Here is a 17,656-nt window from a genome sequence, read left to right on the forward strand (position 1 = left end):
TCTCCCGATCGGGAGCAAGTCGTTGTACTTCTCAGCCAAACAAACGAGCCCAAACCTGTCTAACACAATTGATAAAGCGCGCAAGGAAAGATGCTTGGTTGTTAGGATGCTTTGCTTGGTTCTTAGAGTACTTTGCTTCGTTTTCAATCAGCCAAACGTCCCAACTGCTATCAGAAAGTATAGTAAAGGGTTCTTCTCCATCTAAACTAGAGAAATAATCATTAGCAGCTAGATCATCAGCAATTTGAGTTAAGTGAGACCTCATGTTTGAGAATGTGGGGTCGTCTATGTTACCGCTTTTATGGGTTCCTATAATTTTCTCTTCAACAGCAGCAATCTGATCAGGGTTTTTCATCTGTACCATACAACTATTGTACTTCAAGTAATCAAGTGCTGCTGCCAATAGGGACTTATCGACCATCCACCATTTCTTGTATCCAGCGATACATGCCATTGCGCTTAGGCTCGTCTGAATCATCAATATCCAATTCGATACCTATTTTGAAAACCCAAGAAGACGAATCTTGCAAGGCGGCTCTTTGCCGGCTTGTTCCTTGCAGTGTTACCTTATGAGTCTTCCAGCGGTTTCAGCGCATTTGGGAATCGCTCATCGACTGCACGAACACCTCCGGCTAGGGTTCTCCGCAAATCAGGATGATCAATGCCATCGTGAGAGCGGAGCATGGCTTCTTCAGTAATTTCTTTGTTCTTGCCGGATTCATATACAGCTTTCCAGGCTGAACCGTCGCGATGTAAATAGTCCACAAGTTCGAAGGCTGCCAATGGCCCGTATAAAGCGGCAACTCTTTGAACTACATTTCTCACTGCTTGGAGTCCGACTGAAGAATTGGTTTGTTCGTGCTCATCTATTGTAGCTGGGGCAGTTATCCGATTTGGGCCATACTCTTTGAATGCTGCATAAACGCTCGGTTCCACGGGGCCGCATTCCCAGGCTTGTATAGGTTCGTCGAAAAGCCTATGCCTGTGTATCCGAAGGCACTCAACCTGTGCGAAATACACCAGCTTGTTGATTTTCATATTTGTCAAATACAGGTGTGCATGAGGATAGGTGATCAACATGTTGGCGATAGTCGATGCAAGCATGTGATTCTTGCCTCCTTTCATGCTGATTTGCGCTCTCAGGGCAGCTGGTCCATGTGCCCGCTGTAGTCGTGGTTGACCGGGTTGGTGTTCCAGGGGTAGGGCAGTATGGTCTGCGGATAGATGTCCGCCAGCAGATGGATCGCGTGGCCGAATCATGGGCCAGTATGCATTCGTTGGGGTAGCGGGTCTGGTGCACGCCCTCAGCGATGCGTTCGATGTTGGCGGCAGAGATGGATGTGATCGGGTCTTCGATAACGCCCACATAACCTGATTTTGTCTGGTCCAACCGTGGTGAAAACGAGATGAGGGTTTTCCTGGATGTGGACTGAAGACCATTCTGCCGTCCCTTAAGCCTCCTGTGGTTTCTGAGAGCGGCGCAGGGCGGCCAAGACTAGCAGAACCTCTAGGGCGCCGATGATCAATAACAGAATCAGTGCATGCTGGGAGCCGTTGATGGTGCCCAGTCGTCTGTCTGTGACTGCGGCCTGGCCTGCCGCGACGATGGTGGCCGCCAGGCTGCTGCCGATGGCTGCGGCGAACTGCTGGACGGTGTTGAAGATGGCGTTGCCGTCGGCCTGCTGCTCCTGGCTCAGTCGGTGCAGGCCGTTGGTCATGATGTTGCCGAAGCTCAGCCCGATGCCCAGCATGAAGAAAATATAGAGTATCAGGATGGCCAGGGCTGTCAGATGGCGGGCCGCGAGAGCGAATCCCAAGAGGCCGATCAGGGCCACACAACTGCCGCTGATGATGGGGATGCGCGGGCCCAGCTGATCGTAGAGCCTGCCGGAGAGCGGGGCCAGAACGGCTCCGATCGCCGCACCCGGCAGCACCACTAGTCCGGCCTGTAGCGAGGTGCAGCCATCAACCAGTTGCAGGTGGTTGGGCAGGATAAATGAGAGGGCCAAGGCGCTGATCTCGAAGAGGATGTAGGCACCGACATGCAGGGAGAAGCGGCTGTCTTTGAACAGACGCACGTCGATGATTGGTTGGGCCTGATGCCGGGCGCGAAGGGTGAACGCTGCCAGGGCGATAAGTCCCAGGGCCAGCGCTCCGCCGAATCTCCAGGAGAGCCATCCTGCCGACGCATTGCTGATGCCGAAGATCAAACCTGCGAAGCCCAGGACCATAAGGAATATGTCAAGCGGCTCCAGTCCGGCCTGGTTGCCATCTGCCGCCACCGGAACCGAAGGTATGCAGGCCAGGCCCGTCACCAGTGAGATCAGCAGTACGGGAATCAGAATGATGAAGACGAAACGCCATCCGATGGTGGTCGCTACCAGACCGCCGAAGGTGGGGCCGACGGCTGGTCCGATGGCCGTAATCAGGGTGCCTACACCCATCATGGTGCCGATGCGCTTTGTCGGAACCTCCTGGAGGATGATGTTGAACATCAGGGGCAGGGCGATGCTGGTTCCCAGCCCCTGTATGGCCCTTCCAAGCAGCAGGAGGGGGAAAACCGGAGCCAGCGCGTCGATGACCAGTCCAGTCAGGAAGAGCAGGTTGGCGCACAGAAAGAGGGTTCGGCTGCGAAACCGACGCTTGAGGGCCGCCGAGAGCGGGGTGATGGAGGCGACGACCAGCAGGTAGAGGGTGGTCATCCATTGCACGCTGGAGGTCCCGATGCCGAAATGGCTCATGAGGGCAGGGAAGGTGATGTTCATGGCCGTTTCCACAATCACGCCGCAGAAGGACATGATGCCGGTGGCCACCACCGCGCCTATTACCCTGCGGGGGATTGCTGTGCTTTGTGCCTGAGTTGCTTGGGTTGCGCTCATGAGCGAGACTCCTTTCCAGCCTGGGAGGGATCGTCGGAATTCAAGGTGATGAAATAGGCCAGCACGCGGTCGAAGGCGGCCAGATCCCGCTGATCGAACCGGCGCTCCATGGCCTTTTGCTGGTTGTCGATATATGCCCGCACGGCTTTCTGCAGGCCACGGGCCTTGGTGGTGGGCCCAATGATGCGTTGACGGCCGTCCCTGGGGTCGCGTTTGGCGGTGACCAGTCCGCTGGCCTCCATACGCTGCAGGATTTTTGTTGTTGTGGACGGGCGGATGTCGAACTCCATCTCGATGTCCCGCTGGGTGTGGTCCTGGGACTCTCCCAGGAAGTCGATGATGGACATCTGGGTGCCGGTCAGCCCGTACTTGGTCGCATAGGCATCCATGGACCGTGACATAAGGTTGGCCGCCCGTTTGATCCGCTTGCCGTAGTCTTCGCTCAAAGGCTCTCCTCGGTTAGATTGTTAGCTAACTAATGAATAATCTCCCGGGTATGGACAAGCTGTTCAGCATTGGATAATTGCCGCTCTGCCGGATCGCTTGTGCAACAACCGACCTGAAGTTGCGGCTGCCTCGCATTGCCGGATTTCGGCAACAAATATCATCTTCTTGCTATGCAAGGAATATGCCCGATTCCCGGGCTTACCGTATAGGCAAACGGAAGTCTTCCCGTCCGGCTCATATGTAGGTGGTTGGAAGTTAGCCACTTCCGCATGGCATGGTCTGCGACAGAGCAGTGCACGTAATCATGTCCCGTGACAGAGTCCTTATCCGTAGCAATGGCGCCTTAAATGCCAGGACCCTGGGATGAGCTGACGAGTGGACAGTCTGACTATTCAGAAAAGAATGAAGGTACAGGACATGAGCATATCCCAAAAGGTCCTTGCAGGATTGATGGCAGGGGCCGTTCTTCTGACTGGTGCATCGATGGCGACTCCAGCCATGGCATCGGAAGATGAGCAAACAATCAATGTGACGCCGAATCCCTGGTATGCCGATGGCCCCTTCCAGGGTTGGGGAACTTCCCTGGCATGGTTTGCCAAAGCCACAGGCAACTATGGAGAACCCGGTTCAATCAGTCAATCCAGCGGAGACCCTCAGACCGATGCCAAGGCTTTGGCCTATGGGCGGCAACTTCGTGAGGATTTCTATACGAGCATCTTCGGTAAGGAGGGTCTTGGTCTCAACAAGGCTCGCTACAACATAGGCGGTGGCAATGCCTCGGACGTGGCATATGGCTATCCGTTCATGCGGCAAGGCGCCGCCATGCCCGGCTACTGGGCCCAGGACCCGGACGGCTCCTTGGGCCTTTACGGCGGTCTGGCGACGACGATGGCCAACAAGGCCGGCATTGATCGGGCTTTCGATCCTCACAACGACACCTCCTATGTGTGGGGATCTGCGACCTCTGATTCCCCACAGGCCCGCGACGTCAAGGCTCAGGAGTGGTGGCTGAAAAGGGGAGCTCAGAACCATGACATCGACCACGTCGAAGCCGCAGCCAACGCGGCTCCCTGGTTCATGACGGAAAGCGGGTATGTGAGCGGAGGCGATAGCGGGAATGCCAACAACCTTGCGGATGCGGACAAATTCGCAAAGTATCTGGCTGTGGTAACCCGGCATCTGTCGCAGCTCCAGGCCGACAATGGGAACCGGGTTGGGGTCAATACAGTTGAGCCGCTCAACGAGTCGGAGACCGGATACTGGAGTTCGCCGCGAGGACGGGCTTCGGATGCTTGGCCAGCCGAGGACAGGGCTCTGATCGACCGATACTGGAATCGGTATTACCAGGGTAAGAACAAGGCTGTTACGCCATATACCACCGAGGTCAAAAAGCCCCAGGAGGGTATGCATGTCGATACCGGGACAGCCGGCAATGTCATACGCGCTCTCAGATCTGCCCTGGATGCCGAAGGCCTGCAGCAGACTTTGGTCTCAGCTACCGATGCGACGGATTCAGGCTAGTTTGTCGATTCCTACCATCGCTATCCGCAGGATGTCAGGGATGCCATCGGCCAGTACAACACCCACGGGTATGGCACCAACCGCCAGCGGGCTGCCCGGGACATTGCCCAGGGGGATGGCAAAGCCTTGTCCATGAGCGAGGTGGATGGCTCCTGGCAATCCGGAGGCTTCAATCCTTATGGTTTCGACAATGCCTTGGGCATGGCCGGTAAGATCAACGCAGATGTCTACGCCTTGCAGTCCAGGGATTACACCTTCTGGCAAATCGGTGAGGACCTTTACAATGTGGCCACTGGCGACAAGGATATGAATGGCAACAGTGCCAATCCCAAGGGGGAGGACACCAATTGGGGCACTGTCTTTCTTGATTACGATTGCTCGGTCGCCGGCGTTGACGGCAAGCTCTACTCTCGCAGGGAAGTGGACAACAATGGAGGCCAGACCTCGGGAATTCGCCCCTGCCGGATCGTGGTCAACGCGAAGTACAATGCTGTTCGCGCCTACACCAAATTCATTCATCCAGGGGATTTCATCACCGCCAATAACGCCACCAAGGACAATATGACCGCCAGCTCGGCAGATGGCAAGACCCAGACGGTGATACACCGTAACGGCAGCGATCAGCCGCAGACGCTGGTCATCGATCTGTCAAACTACGGGGGCATCGATTCCGACGCGAGCGGAAAGCTCTTCCTGACTACCGAACCTGATCATCAGCAGGATATATACACGGCTGATATGAGCTATATGAATAAGTACTCCAATAAGGAGCAGCCGCATGGAGTCACCATTGATGCGGCAGCCAAGACGGCCACAGTCAAACTGCCGGCCCGTTCCATCGCCTCCATACAGCTCACCGGCGTATCCGGGGTCTCCCCGCAGGCCCAGGTCAAGGATGGCAGCACGGTTCAGCTGCAAGGGCAGCAGTCAGGAAAGATGCTCACCGCATCGTCCGATGGTATTCTCACGCTTGAAGGCATGGCCAAGAATCCGGATCAGGGACGAGCCCAGGCTTTCACCGTCCACAGCGTCGAGTCCTCTGCCGGCAGTCCCAAGCTGCCTCGGTACCTGATCTCTTCTGCAGACGGGAGCAGGTTCCTTTGCGCGGACGGCCGGATGCGGGCGGGTACCAGGGCATCCATCGGTACCGATGCACGGTTCATCTGGATGCTCAATACGGAAAACGGCAAGACCTTCAGCCTGGTCAACCAGGCAGATAAGGTTGCCCTGGATGTGACTGGCCAGCAGACCGATGCCGGTGCAGCCATCTCTGTGGCAGAATCGACGGGAGCCGACAACCAAGGTTGGTATTTCCGGTCTACGGAGCCGACTGGCGCCGAGAAGACTACGGTCCAGGTGCCGCTTGGCGGATCCGTGACCATGCCTCAAACAGTGATTCCCTATTATTCCTGGGGTCAGGGAGAGCCAGTGCCCGTGGTCTGGAAGACCGAGGCCGTTGATGTGGGCAGGGAGGGAACTTATCAGGTTCAAGGTGTTGCCACTGATTTCTTTGGCAATACATTCCCTTGCCAGGCATCAGTTTTCGTGGGCGAATTCACCGTGACCGATCCTGTCTCCGCCACTATTCTCTTCGGTTCAGATGCCCAGGAGGCCCGCAAGGCGATGGAATCCACCACTGTCTACGCCCATGTCAAGGCTTCGCCGGCCATCAAGGTCGACCCTCATGCTGTCAGCTGGGATTGGGCTGATCTTCAAGGAAAGCTGGACCGGGCGCACGAGGGTGATGTGGTGCCTGTGAAAGGTACCCTGGCCATAGGCGGAGAGCGTTCCCTGCCCCTGTCTTTCAGCCTTTACCTGGAGGCGGCCAAACCACAGAATGTGGCTGATGTCAGCTACAACCTGACTGTTACCGACCAAGACGTTGAGTATGGCAAGGAGGATCAGTGGAGGAAACTCACTGATGGCAATATGCGGGAGGAAGCCTGGGCGACATGGAATTCGGCCGGCAACTACCGCCATAGCCCAACTGCCAATCTTGACTTCGGGCAAGTGCGTCAGCTGGATCGGGTGGCCATCACCTACAAGGATCATCCGCCGGTGTCGGCCAAGGCTGAATACACCAACGATGGTGCCAACTGGAAGCCGCTGGGGAAGGTCGTCAACAACCCGCAGCCTGGTCAGACCGTGACCTTCCAGGCAGCAGGGATGGTAGGAGCCAGCAAGGTCCGCATCGTCAACACGGTAGACAACGCCTGGATGGATGCGGCGGAAATCGAAGCCTGGGCCCGTCCATGGGTAGGCCCGGTCAGAAATCTGGCTTGGGGCGCCGGCACCCACTTCTCAGTCAACGTCCAGGATGGTGATACGGCTGGAAAAGCCATTGACGGACATGTCGCCTCGGGGTGGTCCACCCAGTCGGCATCTTCGGATGTCGATTCGACAGCCACCTTCAACTTCGACAAAATCCGGACTATCAGTCAAGTCAAGACCGTCTTCCACTGGGATGGGCGAGCATCCTGGCCAAAGTCGCAGACCTTGGAATATTGCGATCAATCCGACAACTGGCACCGGCTGGAAACCAAGACGGGATGGTATCTTCCCCAGGCCGGTGGTACTGATGCCTCCACAGAAGCCGATGCGCCTACGGTGACCTTCACCCTGGCCAGCCCTGTCCAGGCAAAGGCGGTGCGGCTTATCAACAGTCTTCAGGACACGAAAACCTATATCAACGTGGCCGAGATGGAGGTAAACGGCACGGAGAGTCTTTCGGCCTTCGAGCCTGAGCCAGGCAATGATTCCAACCTGGCTGATCTGCGCTTGGACGGACAAACCATTACAGATTTCTCGCCCGATCGCAATGATTATGTAGTCGATTTGCCGGTTGGTTCCGAAAGCAACCCGGTCTTGCAGGCCTTTAGCAGGGACAACGCGGCTAAGGTGGTTCAGACTGATGAAGGAATGACGATCGGCGGCAAGAGCCTGATTACCGTCACCTCTGCTGACGGGTCTCGTTCCAGAGTCTACTCGGTCCACTACCGATCCTTCGATTTGCAGGGGTTGCAGGTCGTCCCTCCCACGAAGACCAGCTATGCCATCGGCGAGCGGTTTGACCCAAGCGGATTGGCGGTCAGCGCTGTGTACATCTCCAAGGACAGGGACCGCACCGAAGTCAGGCCTTTGGCCTTGGACGATCCCGAGCTGTCGGTGACGGGCTTTGACTCTACTGTGGCCGGCAAAAAGACCATTGTCGTGGCCTACCGCGGGGTGAACGCCAGCTTCGGTATTTGGGTAAAGGCCACCGGGCGGAATGCGTCCGGCACAGGCGTTGTGGGTTTGAACGGAAATGATTCTCCGCTTGGCGGACCTTCACATGCGGTTCTGGCGCATTCAGGAGCCTCGATAATCTCGGTGGCCCTACTTGTCGGAGCTCTGGCACTGACGTCGTTCGCGGCATTGCTCGGCAGACGATACCTGTCAAGCAGACGATAAGGGTACCGCGGGTGTCTTGTCTTCCAACACCCTGTGCGGTTCTGGTTCACCAAAGTTGCAATTGGCGAACCGGAACCGCTTTCAGGTAGTCAGACGACAAACCCCTTACAGTGAAAGCAATATTTCGATATTAGATAGCAGTTTTCATGTACGGAGCCTTGTAATTGTTAATAGACTGAAAGTACGTTAATGATTGCACTATCAACGTAATGAAAAGAGGCACAAGGATGTGTGCATGTGAAAAACAGTCGTGACCGTTTACAGCAAAACATCTACATTCAACAGAGTTGTCTGAATGGCTGATAGTTTCTGACATCTCGATGCTCAACGGCCAGTTGCAGGGGGTCCGTTCCCTCAATTCCGGTTTGTTGACCCAGTTCTTCTTCGTCGTTGTTGACGGTGGGGTTGGGGTCACGCAATCAGACATCTCAAAGGAGAATAATGACATTTTCCAAATCGGCGGCAGGTCCAGCTGATGTCGCGAACAATCAGCAGTCGAGCACCGTCAACAAGCACAGACGGGATTGGCGCGGTTGGAAGTTCATGGGGCCTTTCGCTGTGGCTTTCCTGCTGGTGTTCATCATCCCGATCATCTACGCAATTTATATTTCTTTTTTTGAAAAACGGATGGTTGGCGGCACGGTTTTCGCCGGGCTCAGCAATTACAAACGTTTGTTCGCAGATGGTCATTTCTGGAGTTCGGTCGGCCGTGTCAGTGCTTTTACGCTGATTCAGGCGCCGCTCTGCCTCTTCCTGGCCGCCTTATTGGCTCTGGCGATTGACTCCATGAGATTGCATGGAACCAAGTTCTTCCGAATTTCCACCTTCCTGCCTTATGCCGTTCCTGCCGTCGTGTCCACGCTGATTTGGGGATTCATGTACGGGGCCAAGTATGGACTGGTCGGCTCTTTCAACTCATGGACCGGCTTGCATCTGGACCTGCTGGCTTCCAATATTCTTCTGGTCTCTATCGGCAACATCGTGACCTGGGAATACACCGGCTACAACATGCTGATCTTCTATTCCTCCCTGTCCACGATTCCGCATTCGCTCTATGAGGCGGCGGCAATCGACGGGGCCAGCGAATGGCAGATCGTCAGACGGATCAAGATGCCGGAGTTGCGTGGAAGTCTGGCAATCACCGTGATTTTCAGCATCATCGGCTCCTTCCAGCTTTTCAACGAACCCTCGATCATGCAGAACATGGTGCCTGGGAACACCATCACCAGCTATTACACGCCGAATATGTACGCCTACAGTCTGAGCTTCGCGGGCAATCAGTCGAATTACGCTGCGGCCCTGGCCATTGTCATGGCGGTGATCACCATGGCGATCGCGTACGCGGTCCAGCTGAACAGTCTGAAGGAGCAGATGAAATGACCTCTGACATTTTGGATGAGTCGCCTTCAGCGATTCGAGCGCGTGAACGCAGACGTGCCAAGCGAGTAGCCAGGGATGAAAGGGCGGAACGAAAGCGCGCCGCAAAAAACGGATTCTCCAATCCAGCGAACCCCCGCCGTTCGATGACCCTGACGCTGGTTACCGGCATCTTTGCCCTATACTGCCTGTTTCCCTTCGCCTACCTGATCATCAACGCCACTAAGACGCAGCCTGACTTCACCTCGACCTTCGGCCTTTGGTTTGGTCACACCTTCGCGCTTTGGGACAACATAACCACGGTCTTCACCTATGAGGATGGCATATTCGGGCGCTGGCTTTTGAACACGCTGCTCTACGTGGTAGTGGGGGCGGGTGGCGCAACCGTGCTGGCCATCATGGGTGGGTACGCTTTGGCCAAGTTCACTTTTCCCGGCCGCAAGGCAGTCTTCGCGGTCGTGCTGGGTTCCATCAGTGTGCCTGGCATTGCCCTGGCTGTTCCGCAGTTTCTGCTGTTTGCCAAGATGGGTTTGACCAATACGCCCTGGGCCATGATTCTGCCCAGCCTCATCAGCCCCTTCGGCTTGTACCTTATGTGGATATTCTCCGAGCAGGCTGTTCCCACGGAGCTCCTGGAGGCGGCCAGGGTTGACGGTGCAGGGGAGTTCAGAACCTTCCTGACCATCAGCCTGCCCCTGCTGGCTCCCGGAATCGTCACCACGGCCTTGTTCGCCATAGTGGCCACCTGGAATAACTACTTCCTGCCCTTGATCATGTTGAAGGATGCCAATTGGTACCCCCTGACCATCGGACTGAACCAATGGAAGAACCAGGCCAACACTGCCGGCGGTCACGCCATACAGAATCTCGTCATCACCGGATCGCTGATCACGGTCATTCCTCTGATGATCGCTTTCCTGATTCTCCAGCGGTACTGGCAGTCCGGACTGGCTGCAGGAGCGGTCAAGGAATAAATGAATTTTTGAAAATTGCGGTCACTTAAGCCATCGCGAGGTGAGTGGCCGGGAAGGGAGTCTTGCGTCTGTCATATGGCAAGGATTCATCCCAATAAAAGCTGATGAAAAGCACTAAGAGAAAAGAGTGATGTAATGAAACATGCAAAAGGGCTGAAGCGCCTAGTGGCTTGTGCCGGCGTGCTGGCCATGTTTCTCGGTGTCACCGCCTGCGGAGGTAGCAAGCAGAGTAGTGGTGACGAAAATGTGGAGCTGAGCGTCTGGGCATGGGAGCCCACCTTGAAAGCCGCAACAAAGGAGTTCGAGAAGAAGTACCCGAACATCAAGATCAAGTTGCAGAATGCCGGGACGGCCAAGGAGCAGTACACTGCGCTTGACAACGCCTTCCAGGCAGGCAAGGGAGCACCTGATGTGGCGCAAATCGAACTCTATGCCCTGAGCCAGTATGCGATCAATGATCGGCTGACTGATCTCAGTGACAGGACCAAGGGCTACTCGAAGTTCTACAATCCGGGTACTTGGAATTCGGTTCTGGTCAACAAAAAGCCCTACGGGCTGCCCTTTGGCTCGGGAGCCATGGCCTTCTTCTACAACAAGGATGTGTTCGACAAGGCAGGCGTTGATGCGACCCAGATCAAGACCTGGGATCAGTATTACGAGGCTGCTAAGAAGATTCGGGCGGTGGGTTCCTACATCGCTGCCGATTCCGGTGACGCGGGCTTCTTCGATGCCATGATCTGGCAGGCCAACGGGCATCCTTACAAGCTGTCCGCAGATGGCAAGGATCTGTCCATCAACCTTGATACCGACAAGGGGACTCAGAGCTTCATCAAGTGGTGGCAGAAGATGATCGACGAGGATTTGGTCGACACCAAGACCGTCATCTGGACCGAAGACTGGAACAAGAGCCTGAACAATGGCAAGCTCGCCTCTGCGCTGATCGGCTGCTGGATCCCAACTACGCTGGTCAACGTGGCACCCGACCAAGCAGGCAAGTGGAGGGTCACAACCATGCCCACCCAGGATGGGTCTGCCGTCAACTCCAACCATGGCGGTTCGTCGCTGGCGATTATGGCTTCAAGCAAGAAGACCGATGCAGCCTATAAGTACATTGATTTCATCTCGCGGAACCAGGCCAGCATTGACGCTCGTGTGGCAGGCGGTTCATTCCCTGACGACGTGAAGACCACTGAATCGAAGAAGTTCAAGGAGGCCACCACCGTCAAGAACACCAAGGGCGAGGACATCGAATACTTCGGCGGTCAGAAGTACAACGAGGTCCTGGCCAAGGCAGCAAGCGATGTGATCCCCGGTCACGCCACGCTGCCCTTCGAGGTCTATGCGCGGACGGTATTCGCTGACGACGTCGGTTCTGCCTATACCGACAAGAAGATCACTCTGAAGCAGGGTGTGGATGCCTGGCAGAAGCACCTGAAGGAATACGGTAAGCAGCAGGGCTTCAACGTGCACTGAACTTCATAAAGTAAATGGAAACGCTGCCGTTGCCTTGTATTGTTTGAGTATGAGGCAACGGCTTCGCTGTATGGACAAGTATGATGCCCTATGACTGAAGTATGCATTGTTTCGTGGCTTCACCCGTAAGGCCGAAGCTGCCGGTTGCTTGAGTATTCCTGGCTTCGTTTAAAGACCGTCAGGGGCGGCTGTCGTGATTCGTGGGGAGATTGGTTTGTGGGGAAAGGAGGGTACATCGTGGCGAAGCCTGCTGAACACGGCATCGATGTCAATGCCTCTGACTTTTTGATCCACACCCCTTCGGCTATTGCGCGGACGACTTTCTTCTATCCGCTGCGGGTGGGCAAATTCTCCTATGAACCCGGCTATAGGCTGGAGCGGCGATCCTTTGACAGTTATCTGATCATCCATATCGATAGCGGTAGACTGACGCTGAATCTGCCCGAAGGTTCTTTTGTGGCTGAGGAGGGCCGGTTTGCGCTGGTCAACTGCTACGCGCACCATGCCTACGGCACCGATGTCCCAACCACCGCCCAATGGCTCCACTTCGACGGCGTCATGGCTCGGCCCTACTACGACTACATCATCAGGAAGCTGAGCAACGTTTTCATGCTCTCCTCCGAGACCTACGCCTTGGAGCGGATGCGGACCATTACCTCCTTGATGACGGCGGAAAACGGCTATTCGGAAGCGAGGATGTCCAAATACATCACCGACCTGCTTACCGAGTTTGCCGATGAGCAGCCGCGATCCTTCAAACGAAAGCAGGAGGAGGTGGTTGAGGACACGATCGCCTATGTGTCCTCCCACTTGTATGAGCCGCTTACCGTCTCCGAGCTGGCCAAGCGGGTTTTTCTGAGCGAGTACCACTTCATCCGATTGTTCAAGCAGGAGACCGGCATCACGCCGCATGCCTACCTGGTGGATTCCCGGATCCATGCGGTGCAGTATTTACTGGTAAACACCGGGATGTCCATACGACAGATTTGCCAGCAGTGCGGTTTCACATCCGAATCCTCACTGTGTGCCTCCTTCAAGAAGAGCACAGGTATGACGCCTATGAAGTATCGCAGGCTCAAGCAGGGCGAGTAACTGACACGTATAGGTTTGGTTGTCGGCTCCTGCGGTGTATCTGTAAAAACGCAACTCTAAAATACGCGTTTTACGCAATCACAAAGTCCGGCCTTTCATGCATCTGTTCCTCGACATAGGCTGAATCGAAGGTGAACGATAATTCGTTACCGTAATCCGGTTTGGAATGCTGCTCCTATTCCTTTACGCAATGTATGCTGCAATGGAAGGAATAGGAGCAGCAGCAAATCTGCCTGGAAGGTCGCCGGGCTAAGTCAGACCATGTCTAAGCCAGACCACGTTCGTACCTGCTCAGCTAGGCTTTTTTCCTGGCTACCATCGAGAAGGTCAGGGGAATCTGAGGCTGATCGTGGGGCATGACCCATCCCTGGAGGTAGGAACTGTACTCAAGCATTGGCAGTGACTGCCAGTCGTCCACATTATGTTCGCCTATGGCCTCTATGGTCAGTCCGGCATCCAGAAGAGCGCTGCTTATTTCCTGGAAGTCATGAGCCCAATTGTGATTGGTGGTGTGCGTAATTCGGGGTTTTGTCCCATCTTCGAGCGAGTCGGATGCTGAGGTGTAGCTTTGATCCGTCTCATAAGTCGTTTCTGTCCCGCCAAAATAATCTTGAACTATAGACAAGCCCTCATTGTTCAAGGCGAAGAGCAGGGGATGGTTGTCGCGGATCATGAATATTCCGCCGTCTGCTAGCAGGGAGGCGATTGAATGAGCCCAGTCCTCCAGATCGGGAAGCCAGGTGATGGTTCCGCAGCTGGTGACGATGACATCGAACGAGCCTTTCTGCTCGGGCATGGCATCGGCAGCGCGACGAGCATCGCTTTGAACATAGGTTATGGATGCTCCGGCCCGTTCAGATAGTTTCCTTGCATAGTCCAGCGAGGTCGGGGAGAAATCCAGTCCATATACATCTCGTGCTCCCAAGCGCCACCATGACAGGGTATCAGAACCTATATGGCATTGCAGATGCAAAAGGCGCAGCCCTTTGATGCTGTGTTCGGGCAGATGGGGCTTCAAAACCTCCAGATCGCGCAAGGTCACGGGTGACAGGGCGGATGGGTCATCCGCAAAAGCGTCAAGGTCTCCATAACCGCCGTTGGCGTGCACAACTGCCCTGTCATTCCAGTTGAGAAGATTATCCTCTACATCCTTGTTCTGGTGCAAACCTTGAGACAAGGTGCTCCTTTCCGATGAGGCTTATCAACAGTGATCGAGTTGGACAGTGTCCAAAACAGGTTTTTCAAGTGCAGATTTGTGCAGACTCGTCAGTTATGCACGAATATGCAACTTTTTATTATCCTGAATATCAACTTCGTTGGCAAATATAGGGTGCCCCGGATGCGATTCGAACGCACGAGACACCTCTACGGCTTCAGCTCTAGCTGTTGCTTCCAAGTATAGTATGATATTTCTACTCTAAGAATGTACGATTGGCTTAGTAGCTCTCATAAACATAGAAATTTGAAGTGTTGAGTACACTTTTGGTATACAAAATCGATGACGATTTGAAGTTCGGTTTTATATCTAGTCTATAGTGAACCATGCGATGGCTGATTGTGCGTAACAAGGGATTAGAAAAATTCGTTAAAAAATGGAAATGGTGTAACAGAATAGCAATGAGAAGTACTCGGTGAACAGCATCTGCAAAAGGTGCACATGGGTACGTGATTACTTGAGTAGCTAGATACGAAGCACAATAAATTGTAAGAAGATCACAAAATGCTATAAGCCGGAATAACGAACCGACGCCGGAAGTTGGATTGAAAAGCGTGTTTTGTAATAAGTCTATACAGTAAAGAGATTTAGAAATGTGAAATACCGCAGTTAATGCAGAATATGGACGGGTCAAAGCAATATTATTGGGTACTACTTAGTAAAATTCGTTAGACGCTACTTGAAACGACAACAGCATGTTGGCATCATTTTCTATATGGAATCTCAGAGCAGATATGTCCCATTGTCTGACTTGTTTAAAAGCAAACAGCTGAAAAATGCTACAGCAGAAGAAGTGAGAACTTGGCATGAATGCTCACATCAAGAATAGATCACAGGTTTGTACAGTTCTTGCAAAGCACTCAAATTTCTCTTCAAATGAGAGTAATGCCCGGCAAGAACGACACTAAATTGATTATGGGAAAAATCCCATTTGACTTTTCCTGTTGTTTATTCTCCAATCAGTAAACAATTAATTACTATGTTGCGCCGACAGAAGCAAGTGAATTAGAGCAGGGAATGCCAGATACCACCTGCCTAAGTATCTCGTTACCTTTGCTCACGGGATGTCCGCGTATCGGCAATAGTTTATAGATAGTCATGAATTGTTATGGATAAATGCTGTTATCTATGTTTCCCTAAATAAGGATTATTAAGACTCTTACTACTAGGAGTTGCTGGAGGTTTACTGGGCAGTTGCCCAGTAAACCTCCAGCAACAGCACCATCCTAATTTATATACTGTCGAGGACAGCTTAGCTGTGCCTTGGTTTAAGCTTACAATGAGATTCCATCGAAGATTCCATGTAGACTATCTTTTCACCAAGCATTTGCTCCATCAAATCTTTATGTATCTGTGAGAAGTCGGTTGGAGCTACTGAGCTCTTTGTTGGGGATTCTTCTGAGGGGTATATTTTCGTATAGTAGTCACACCGCACTTCTCTATCAGGGCTTCTCACGACGACAAATTGCAAATGATTCATGCAGAAGCTGGTGAGATGGTACCCTTTCTTGTTCTGAGCCCTTTTAAATACTGACCACCCATAAGAAATGGTGTCATTGGGAGTCGTTTCATAGTTGCCTATATATACTTCCATGCCTTCAGGGATTCTTTTATGTAGTAGTCCTTTCATTTCTTCATCATCGCATACATATCCACCCGAGCCTATTGTTAACAGAATGGCTGTTTTCACGCACCAAAATGCTGTGTCTAAGTAGTTCTGTTGGGTATTCCATGTACCTTTGGTGAAGTTATTTTTCATAGGGATTTCAATAAGTTCGCCTAACTTATTGTTACAGTCTCTGCATAATACAGGTTTAACTATTGCTTGAGTGCCGTGTATCGAGAGTATCCAATTTGGAATTAAGTGCTCTTTGGATGTATCTACTTGATTACCGCATAATACGCAACCCCCTCTCCATGAAATCACAGAGTGTGAGTTATGCTTCTGATCCGCTGTAACTATTACATAGTGTGGCGGTGTTGAATCACCTATAGCGTAAATTGCGCCAAGAGAAATGGCGAAGTTCCAAGATTTTTTGTTGCCTATTCCATTATGTGATGAATCCACAGACGGTAATGGAGCGTGTTCAATGACTGCCTTTAGTTGCTGCTGCGCCTTTTCCCTACTTTGCTTTGTCAGAGTGAAAGGGTATAAACCGACTGTAGGGTGCTTTGAACTGTCTGATGTCAGTGATGTAATCCAAATGTCATGGAAAGGCGAAACTATTCTAACTCCCAGTGTATGCGTTCGCTCTAAAAACTCTCTGCATCGATCTCCGATAGTGTATGTGTTTAAAAGTAAGCGTAACAAGTTTTTATCGTTTTTAGGCTGGTTAGAGGAGTATATACCCACGCCTTCAGGAAGTATATCGAACGTAGCTTTGGTGCTGGTATCCCAGCTTAAATTCAGCAGATTGTGCTTCGGTATAATGGTGGGCCTTTCTGCTCCTAGCTGTTTTGCGATACATTCCAATAAGTGGGAAGCGAATCGGCGTTTTTCCTCACTTGCTCCAGTTGGGTCTCCCACTCCTATACAGAGTAAGGGACAAACCAGCATCGTGTCTTCTGCTATTTGACTTTCTTCATCTACATTTGCCTGACCAAAAGGGGCATTAACCAGCGCATAATCAAATCCAATAGTTCCTTGTGGATACTCAAACATGCTTTCCCCTCACTGCTTTATTTTTTATATCTTTCACAACATTAAATTATATTAGAACACTCCTTAGAACAGCAGATGCTTTAATCAGTGTGAATTCTGCTTGTGCCCCGAATGAATCGCAGCTCAGATGATCTCAACCTGCCAACGGTCTAGCCATGTCGGCCAGGCGGATTTCTATCACTCTGCACACTCTGATTGCGGACTGCTTAAAAAGTTGAGTGTCGGACTCTGTACTTATGGCGGTTCCGGTCCATACGTTGCTTTGACAATTCACACTTAGCTGCTTGCATGCTCAAAATGTCTGAACAAGCAATCCAACAAATCGCACTACGTGACAGTAAATAGTGCAAACAACGGCCATCAGCAGGTAACAAGCAGTATCCAACTGGATCAAGTATCGTGCGGCAACTAGTCTCTCACAGCAAGTCTACTCGTGCATATGCGTACCCTGCTTCATGAAGCTCTACTTCTGCAAGAGGTGTTACAAAGCTCTGTCCTCGAACCAACGTTAACAGAGCAAAGCTTTAAATGCTTAACCAACAAATGTCCTGGCTCCCATATCTTT

The 17,656-nt window shown here is 52.8% G+C and carries 12 protein-coding genes; 6 read left to right on the forward strand and 6 right to left on the reverse strand.

Annotated features, from left to right (window positions below; translation table 11 throughout):
- Nucleotides 1-31: 31 nt before the first annotated feature.
- The 4 genes from P272_RS0101735 to P272_RS0101750 all read right to left on the reverse strand — a co-directional run bounded on the left by P272_RS0101735 (nucleotide 32) and on the right by P272_RS0101750 (nucleotide 3,325).
- Entirely contained in the window at nucleotides 32-454 is a 423-nt protein-coding gene (locus P272_RS0101735) for a hypothetical protein (RefSeq protein ID WP_172636688.1), read from the reverse strand.
- A 113-nt stretch (nucleotides 455-567) separates the two neighbouring features.
- Entirely contained in the window at nucleotides 568-1,104 is a 537-nt protein-coding gene (locus P272_RS0101740; RefSeq protein WP_029677852.1) for a Panacea domain-containing protein, read from the reverse strand.
- Between the two features lie 347 nt (nucleotides 1,105-1,451).
- The gene (locus P272_RS0101745; RefSeq protein ID WP_044097637.1) at nucleotides 1,452-2,879 is read right to left on the reverse strand and encodes an MFS transporter; all 1,428 of its coding nucleotides are present in this window, start codon (nucleotides 2,877-2,879) and stop codon (nucleotides 1,452-1,454) included.
- Complete coding sequence (locus P272_RS0101750; protein WP_029677854.1) at nucleotides 2,876-3,325, reverse strand: MarR family winged helix-turn-helix transcriptional regulator; 450 nt, start codon at nucleotides 3,323-3,325, stop codon at nucleotides 2,876-2,878. The genes P272_RS0101745 and P272_RS0101750 overlap by 4 nt, the downstream gene beginning before the upstream one ends.
- A 418-nt stretch (nucleotides 3,326-3,743) precedes the next feature.
- Between P272_RS0101750 and P272_RS09535 the strand changes: the two genes are divergently transcribed.
- The 6 genes from P272_RS09535 (at nucleotide 3,744) to P272_RS0101775 (ending at nucleotide 13,213) form a co-directional block, all read left to right on the forward strand.
- Entirely contained in the window at nucleotides 3,744-4,847 is a 1,104-nt protein-coding gene (locus tag P272_RS09535) for a hypothetical protein (RefSeq protein ID WP_253269640.1), read from the forward strand.
- Between the two features lie 132 nt (nucleotides 4,848-4,979).
- Nucleotides 4,980-8,297, forward strand: a complete 3,318-nt coding sequence (locus P272_RS08570; protein WP_253269641.1) for a discoidin domain-containing protein — start codon at nucleotides 4,980-4,982, stop codon at nucleotides 8,295-8,297.
- 441 nt (nucleotides 8,298-8,738) lie between these two features.
- A complete protein-coding gene (locus P272_RS0101760) occupies nucleotides 8,739-9,677 on the forward strand; it encodes a carbohydrate ABC transporter permease (RefSeq protein ID WP_029677855.1) in 939 nt (312 codons plus the stop codon).
- Nucleotides 9,674-10,648 carry a carbohydrate ABC transporter permease gene (locus P272_RS0101765; RefSeq protein WP_029677856.1) on the forward strand — a complete coding sequence of 325 codons (975 nt, stop codon included), beginning with the start codon at nucleotides 9,674-9,676 and terminating at the stop codon, nucleotides 10,646-10,648. The genes P272_RS0101760 and P272_RS0101765 overlap by 4 nt, the downstream gene beginning before the upstream one ends.
- Nucleotides 10,649-10,783: 135 nt before the next feature.
- On the forward strand, nucleotides 10,784-12,121 hold the full coding sequence (locus tag P272_RS0101770; RefSeq protein WP_029677857.1) for an ABC transporter substrate-binding protein: 1,338 nt from the start codon (nucleotides 10,784-10,786) through the stop codon (nucleotides 12,119-12,121).
- Nucleotides 12,122-12,358: 237 nt separating this feature from the next.
- Nucleotides 12,359-13,213 carry a helix-turn-helix domain-containing protein gene (locus tag P272_RS0101775; RefSeq protein ID WP_029677858.1) on the forward strand — a complete coding sequence of 285 codons (855 nt, stop codon included), beginning with the start codon at nucleotides 12,359-12,361 and terminating at the stop codon, nucleotides 13,211-13,213.
- Between the two features lie 295 nt (nucleotides 13,214-13,508).
- On the opposite strand, the gene P272_RS0101780 is transcribed toward P272_RS0101775, so the two are convergent.
- A complete protein-coding gene (locus tag P272_RS0101780; RefSeq protein ID WP_029677859.1) occupies nucleotides 13,509-14,390 on the reverse strand; it encodes a class I SAM-dependent methyltransferase in 882 nt (293 codons plus the stop codon).
- Between the two features lie 1,291 nt (nucleotides 14,391-15,681).
- Nucleotides 15,682-17,091, reverse strand: a complete 1,410-nt coding sequence (locus P272_RS09210; protein WP_155804913.1) for a hypothetical protein — start codon at nucleotides 17,089-17,091, stop codon at nucleotides 15,682-15,684.
- Nucleotides 17,092-17,656 lie beyond the last annotated feature (565 nt).

The organism is Bifidobacterium sp. 7101, from assembly GCF_000499285.1.
Taxonomy (GTDB): Bacteria; Actinomycetota; Actinomycetes; order Actinomycetales; family Bifidobacteriaceae; genus Bombiscardovia; species Bombiscardovia apis_A.

Bases quoted from the DNA above. Each gene is read 5' to 3' on its own strand.
- P272_RS09535 (WP_253269640.1), top strand. From the start codon at position 3,744: ATGAGCATATCCCAAAAGGTCCTTGCAGGATTGATGGCAGGGGCCGTT.
- P272_RS09210 (WP_155804913.1), bottom strand. From the start codon at position 17,091: ATGTTTGAGTATCCACAAGGAACTATTGGATTTGATTATGCGCTGGTT.
- P272_RS0101770 (WP_029677857.1), top strand. From the start codon at position 10,784: ATGAAACATGCAAAAGGGCTGAAGCGCCTAGTGGCTTGTGCCGGCGTG.
- P272_RS08570 (WP_253269641.1), top strand. From the start codon at position 4,980: ATGAGCGAGGTGGATGGCTCCTGGCAATCCGGAGGCTTCAATCCTTAT.
- P272_RS0101740 (WP_029677852.1), bottom strand. From the start codon at position 1,104: ATGCTTGCATCGACTATCGCCAACATGTTGATCACCTATCCTCATGCA.
- P272_RS0101745 (WP_044097637.1), bottom strand. From the start codon at position 2,879: ATGAGCGCAACCCAAGCAACTCAGGCACAAAGCACAGCAATCCCCCGC.
- P272_RS0101735 (WP_172636688.1), bottom strand. From the start codon at position 454: ATGGCATGTATCGCTGGATACAAGAAATGGTGGATGGTCGATAAGTCC.
- P272_RS0101765 (WP_029677856.1), top strand. From the start codon at position 9,674: ATGACCTCTGACATTTTGGATGAGTCGCCTTCAGCGATTCGAGCGCGT.
- P272_RS0101760 (WP_029677855.1), top strand. From the start codon at position 8,739: ATGACATTTTCCAAATCGGCGGCAGGTCCAGCTGATGTCGCGAACAAT.